Annotated in this window: 6 protein-coding genes and 1 pseudogene; all 7 read right to left on the bottom strand. The window is 60.9% G+C overall.

Going from position 1 to position 6,345, the window contains the following annotated elements; translation table 11 throughout:
• Positions 1-437: pseudogene (locus Q0319_RS06500) on the bottom strand (hypothetical protein); the annotation flags it as partial.
• Entirely contained in the window at positions 434-1,333 is a 900-nt protein-coding gene (locus Q0319_RS06495) for an ABC transporter ATP-binding protein (RefSeq protein WP_299451490.1), read from the bottom strand. The gene Q0319_RS06495 and the pseudogene Q0319_RS06500, both read right to left, overlap by 4 nt.
• A 55-nt stretch (positions 1,334-1,388) precedes the next feature.
• Complete coding sequence (locus tag Q0319_RS06490; RefSeq protein WP_299451489.1) at positions 1,389-2,423, bottom strand: tripartite tricarboxylate transporter substrate binding protein; 1,035 nt, start codon at positions 2,421-2,423, stop codon at positions 1,389-1,391.
• Between the two features lie 136 nt (positions 2,424-2,559).
• Positions 2,560-3,162: a glutathione S-transferase family protein gene (locus Q0319_RS06485; RefSeq protein WP_299451488.1), complete on the bottom strand. Its 603-nt coding sequence runs from the start codon at positions 3,160-3,162 to the stop codon at positions 2,560-2,562.
• A gap of 117 nt (positions 3,163-3,279) precedes the next feature.
• Positions 3,280-3,663, bottom strand: coding sequence for a RidA family protein (locus Q0319_RS06480; RefSeq protein ID WP_299451487.1), 384 nt, complete (start codon positions 3,661-3,663; stop codon positions 3,280-3,282).
• Between the two features lie 13 nt (positions 3,664-3,676).
• Positions 3,677-4,807 (bottom strand): hypothetical protein, encoded by a 1,131-nt coding sequence (locus Q0319_RS06475; RefSeq protein WP_299451486.1) that lies wholly within the window; start codon positions 4,805-4,807, stop codon positions 3,677-3,679.
• A gap of 10 nt (positions 4,808-4,817) precedes the next feature.
• Positions 4,818-5,951, bottom strand: a complete 1,134-nt coding sequence (locus Q0319_RS06470; protein ID WP_299451485.1) for a cupin domain-containing protein — start codon at positions 5,949-5,951, stop codon at positions 4,818-4,820.
• Positions 5,952-6,345: the final 394 nt, after the last annotated feature.

Raw genomic sequence — 6,345 nt, 5'->3', positions numbered from 1 at the left:
ATCAGCGCGACCTGGGGCAGCAGGTCATACACGAACCAAAGGATGAAGAGCGGGGCCAGGGCGATCTTCGGAACGTTCTGGAAGAGCACGATGAGCGGATAGAGCGCATTGCCGAAGCGGTCGTAACGGGCAATGAGCAGTGCGAGAGCAACTCCGATTGCGGCGGACAATGCGAATCCGTAGAGAACCTCTTCGCCCGTGACCAGGGACGCCACCAGGAGCTGCGGCTGGCGTTCGGCGAGCGTCCGCAGGATCTGCGTGGGTGCCGGAAGCACGAACTCCGGCACGCCAGCTAGGCGCACGATGGCTTCCCACGCTGCCAATACTGCTGCCATCAGCAGTATGGCGGGAAGTATGTGAGACATGGTTTGTGCTGCGAAACGATTGCGTGACGGCGCATCGGCTTGCAGGGGTGTCTTGGCGGTGGCGGCGGTCATGCGAAGCTCCCGTTGCGATGTCCTTCTTTTAGGAGTCGGCGTAAGTGGGTAGCGGCATCATGAAATGGCTTGATCGAGTAGCTTGCCTCGTTGCGAGGGTAGGGCAGCTCGATCGGCAGGCGTTCGATGATGCGCGCCGGGTTCGTTGCCATGACATAAACCTCCTTGGACAGGAACACCGCTTCATCGATGGAGTGGGTGACGAAGACGATGGTCTTGCCCGTGCGCTCCCAAATCTCGAGGAGGAAGTCGCTCATCGCTTCACGGGTGATGGCGTCGAGCGCCCCGAAGGGTTCGTCCATCATGAGGACTTCCGGGTCCAATGCCAGAGCGCGGGCTATGGCCACTCGCTGGCGCATTCCGCCAGACAATTGCGAAGGCATGCGTAGGGCGGCGTGCTCCAGGCCGACCAGCTTTAGCATCTCCATGCCCCTGTCGCGGATTTCCGACCGGGACCGATGCTTGTGCGTGACTTCCATCAATAGGCAGACGTTGTCGATGGCGTTTTTCCACGGCATGAGGGCCGCCTCTTGGAACACCAGCCCCACTCGCCGCTGCCGCACGGCTTCCACCGGTGTGACCCCGGCGACGCTAACCACGCCTTCGGTCGGCGCCAGCAGGCCGGCCAAGACTTTCAGCAGGGTGCTCTTGCCGCAGCCGGACGGGCCGATCAGCGACACGAAGCCACCTTTTTGCACTTCGAGGTTGACGTCGTGCAGGACGCGAATGCGTTTGCCGCCGTTGGTGAAGTCCACGGCGAGACCGCTCGCACGGATCTGGGCCGTGCCTGCCGGGGTACGTGCCGGTTCGACCGACTCCCTGGCCGCCGCGACCGGCGCCTGGAACATGTCGGACAGCACGTTCCCGGACAAGGCCGAACTATGGATATCGAACAAGGTTTTCTCCTCGTCAGACAAGGTTGGCGCAGGTTCGGCGCAGATGCGCCTTCTTTCAGTCCAGCTTGATGTCGAGCTCCTTGACCAGTCGGCTGTAAAGCGCGACCTCCTCTTTCAGGAACTGGCCGAACGCCTGGGGCGAATCCGGCTGTGGTTCCACAGCCTGCTGGTTGAGTTTTTCGCGGACGGACGGCGAGGAGAGAGCCCTCGCGACGGCGGCGCTCAGCTTCTCGACGACGGGCTGCGGCGTACCCGCGCGGGCCACCAGGCCGAACCAGAGGTCCGTCGTGATATCGCCAAAGCCCAGCTCTCTGACGGTGGGTATGTCTGGCGCGAGCGGGCTGCGTTCTCTTAGCGTCACGGCTAGTGCCTTGAGCCGTCCGGTCGGCAGATAGGGCTTGACGCTCAGGTAGTTCGTGAAAAGGATGGGGACCTGCCCGCCCACGACGTCAGTGGTTGCCGGCGCACAGCCTTTATAGGGGATGTGTGTCACGTTGGCGCCGTGTAGGCGAAAAAACTGCTCAGCAACGATGTGCGGCGGGCCACCATTGCCGCACGACGCATAACTAAGCGCTCCCGGTGCTGATTTGGCCGCGGTGACCATTTGGTCTAGGTTGTCAAACTGCGTGTTGCCTGCCGCGGCGATCACCATGGGTGACGCTCCCAAGCGCGTAATGGGTTGGAAATCAGTGATGGGGTTGAATGGGAGCTTCGGGAACAGGCCCACGTTGGCCGTGAACGTGCTGTTGACGATGAGCAAGGTATAGCCATCTGCAGGTGCACGAAGTACCGTTTCGGCCGCTATGTTGCCTGCCGCGCCGGGCTTGTTTTCTACGATTACCTGCTGTCCCCAGATGTTCTGCAGTTCGGCCCCCACGACGCGCGCGATCAGGTCTGTGCCGGCTCCTGCCGGGAAACTGACGACAAGGCGTATCGGTTTGGAGGGGTAGTCGTCAGCGAGTGCGGGCAGGGCGGATACGGAGAGGAGTACATGGCAAAGCGCGCCTTTGATGGCCCGCGAGACACGGAAACGCTTTGCCTCAGTGCTGCCGGCGAAGCGGGTGCGATTGGCGCATACCGTTCTTGGCACCGCGCTTCGAAAACTGAAATGCATCGTGAGTGGCATTAGGGGCCCCCGCAATGTAACGGCAAGAACAATGTTTGCGTTGGCGGCGCGCGGGCGCTGCCAACGATTTTCATGAGTTATTGGTTCGCGAGTTGTCGCGTCAGCCCGCGGCAACCGCTTTTTGGAAAGACGGCATGGCCTCGAGCTTTTTCACCCATGCCGAAATCTTGGGCATGGCAGGAAGCTCGAAGGGAAAAGCGATGCATCGGCGCACGATGGGCCCCATGCAGACGTCCGCGAGCGTCATGGCTTCGCCGGCCACCCAAGGGTGTTTCTCAAGCTGGGACTCGAGGATGCTCAGTTCCGAGACCAGGTTCTTGACCGTGTCGGGGGCACGCTCCTCTGCGCTCTTCTTGGCGTCGCGGAATCCGCCTAGGTAGACAGCGTTGAGCGAGGCCAGCGTCCAGTCCATCCAGCGTTCCACGTGTGTGCGTGCGGCGGGGTCTGCGGGGTACAGCGCGGTGAGCCCGTGCTTGGCGGCGAGGTAGCGGAGGATGGTGTGTGACTCCCACACGCTGAGCTCGCCGTCGACGATGGTCGGGACCTTCTGGGTCGGGTTAATGGCCTTGTATTCTGGCGTTAGCGTCGTGTTCTCGAAAATGCGCCCATAATCCTTGCGCTCATAGGGGATCTTGGCTTCTTCTAGCAGGAACAGGACTTTCTGCACGTTGCCGGATGTGGCCCGGCCGAGGACTTGCAACATCGTTCTTCCTTATCAAAGTTTCACGCTTGAATGGCATGCGCCGCCTCGTCACGGCGCTGCGGGGACGGCCACTGCTGGCGACCGCCCCGTGCGCGACGTGTTGCCGCGCATGTTCGGTCAAGCCAAAGGTTTGTAGGCCACGCACTCGATCTCGATCTTCGTGTTGATGACCGCGCGCGCCTCGACGGTCGTGCGTGCCAGGCGTCCTTCTGGAAAGAATTCCTTGAAGACGCCGTTGTATCGACCGAAGTCGCGGGCATCGGCCAGGTAGGTCGTCACTTTGACGACGTCTTCGAGATCGCAGCCGGCAGCCTGTAGGGCGCGGCGCAGTGCCTCGATGGTTGCGCGGGTTTCGGTCTCGATCGTGCCGCTTATCATGTTGCCGTTTTCATCTTTGGCAACCTGGCCGGAGATGAAGACGAAGTCTCCCGCCCGCACGGCAGGATGAAAAGGCAAGTTGGGATTCTTTTTCCCGTAGGCCTGGATAGTCGGTTGATCCACGTTTGGCTCCTCTCTAAGTGGGGAAGCACTCGATAATGTCCAGTCCGCGCTGACGATCGATCAGATAAGCAATGCCGCGTTCGTCCATCGTTACGTCGTTGGAAGACACGCGTGCATATCCTTCCGGAACGTCCGGCTCGAAATAACCCACTTCCTTCGGTGCGAAGGGATTGGAGATGTCTACCAGCCTGAGTCCTTGAGCGAACCAGGCAAATGGGATGACGTGGCCAAAGAACCGCTCGGACGGCTGGTGGCAGCCAGTCATGGGTTCCTGCGGAAGTCCGTCAGGGTCCAATCCATCGACCTGGAAAGTCGCGATGGGCATGGGTTGCGTCTCATCGGTGATGTCGTAGATCCATGCGAAAGACGGGGGAGCGGGCCGCAGTTTTGCGACGTCCTCGTCCGCCACCACCATGAGCCGCCGGCCGCGTATGGGATCCGGGATCGGTAGCGCGGTGTGGGTCGGGTGCGGATGCGCGGGGCTGCTGTTCACTCCCGATATCAGCTTGGGATGGCCCATGTCGGAGATGTCGAGGATGAAGAAGCCGTGGTGCCAGTACGAGACGTACAGCCTGTCCCCCATGCGTAGCGGGTGATGGCAACGCGGCCGGACGTAGTCGTCCCATGGATACTCTTCGCCGGCACCGACGTTCTGTCCGGGAATCCACCACCTTCCGACCTCTTCCGGCTTGGCTGGATCGTGCAGGTCGATGATCTTGACGATATTCCCGATGAAGCCCTCGGCCGTGGGGGAGATGTAGGCGTAGCGCCCGTCGAAATCGTATCGATGGACACCCCCACCCTCTCCGCCAGACATCCACCTGCTGACCAGGCGCGGCCGGGACGGCTGACTGACGTCGTAGATGCCGAGGCCTCCGCCGAACTCTGGCGCTCCTTCACGGAACTTTTCATAGTTCACCACCATGATCCCGTCTTGGGCGCGCACCTTGTGAGAGTGCCAGCCCATGGGGACCTCTAGCGTGGCCAACAACCGCGGATGGCGCGGGTCGGACACGTCGTAGATAGAGGTTCCGTGCGGGGGCCGCATGTGAGAGACGTAGAGGATGTTCCGGTCGACCCACACCTGGCCTCCGCCATCGCAATCGATGTGCGCGAGCTGACGTGTATTCCACGATCTGGACACGTTGTGCTCCTTACGCAAGGCGGATGACGTCGCCCGACTCCGTTTTGCCCCAACGCTGCAGCAACCCGAAGCTGGACAAAGCGGGCTCGTCGCTGGCGACGAATAGGATCAGCGGCTCCGAGCGGCTGGTGTTTTCGTAGCTCGTCCAGCAATCGCCCGGTATGGCGAGGGTGTCGAACGGCGCCAAGTCGAAGGCTTGGTCGTCGATGTAGGCTTTACCTGCCCCTTCGAACGGTGCGACCAAGAGATTGGCCGTCTGCTTGACCGGAAGGGTTTTTTCACCGGGACGCACCATTTGCATGAAGAATGTCATGGTCTTGTAGACCGGGCCCCCGCGCACGGGATGCACGTACTCGATCAGTAGCCCCTCATGCGGATTCTCGGACCAGTCGCGATGCCGGTGCAGCAGCTCGCGCATGGGTTCGTACCGATAGACATACATGGGCGAAGAGTCGCCGCCTCCGCGCACATGATCGACAAAGCGGGGCAGCAGCCCACCCGAGCCATAAACCATCGCGGAATATTCGGTGGGGAAACGGGCAGACTGCTTGCGCTTGTACTCGCCGTCCTCGCGGTAATCGTGGCTGAATTGCAGCGCGTTCAAGCTCTCCACGAGCGGGTAGTCCAGGACGGAGAGGTTGATGGCGGGCTCGTCGCCGGTATTGCCATGGTTGTGCCAGGTATCCCGGGGCGTGAGCACCAAGTCGCCCGGGCCGAAGGTGATGTCTTCTCCCTCTACGCCGGTGAAGTTCTGTTTACCGGTCAGGCCGAAGCGGATCGCGCTCGCCGTGTGTTTGTGCGGCGGCATGACCTCATTCGGGTCGTTCTGCCGGTAGGCTGTGTACATCGTACTGACCGTGGCGCGGCGTGGAGCCAGGCCGGGGTTGACCAATATCAGCGACCGGCGGTCGGTGTTTTCCGTCGTCACCAGGCGGGCCGATTGCTCGAGCAGCGGCGCGATGTCGGTCGCGTAAGACCAACGGTAGGGAATGGGCTTGGGGCCCTCCATTAGCTGTTTGATTTCGTCGTGCTCGACGTCCGAATTCCTCGCCCAGAAAGGGAACATGCTCTTGGCCTGGATGGCCGCGTACATTTGCTGGAGCTCGGTTTGATTGTCTGGTGCGGCTACGGCGGCGACGCTCATTTCGTTTTCCCTCATTCAGAGTTCAACACTAGATGTCGCCACCAAATCTATACTTCAACCACGGTTGTGTAAACCAAAAATTTGGTTTGATATGGTTTTCCCTAATTGGTTGATATTTTGGTTGAGTCGGGGCGGCAAAATTGGGGGGGGCGAGCCCAGGAAAGGGCGTGCACCTCGAGCTGCGCTAAGATAGTGCACTGCGCCACATCATTGGGCACCGACGCGCGTAGAAAGAGCTTGCCAGCCATTCGAGGAACAAGAATGCAACCAAACCCACAACCAAATGAAGAAATTCAGAGTTTGGTCGATCAGTTGCGGCAGATGTTGGCCGCGGGGGAGCCCTTGCCGGCCGAAAGGCGGCTAGCCGAGCAAATGGGTGTGACCCGGCATCGGT

The sequence above is a fragment of the uncultured Pigmentiphaga sp. genome (assembly GCF_937950555.1).
In the GTDB taxonomy this organism is placed as follows: domain Bacteria; phylum Pseudomonadota; class Gammaproteobacteria; order Burkholderiales; family Burkholderiaceae_B; genus Pigmentiphaga.
Note: the sequence above shows the minus strand (reverse complement) of the source record. Positions and strands in the feature narration are given on the sequence as shown.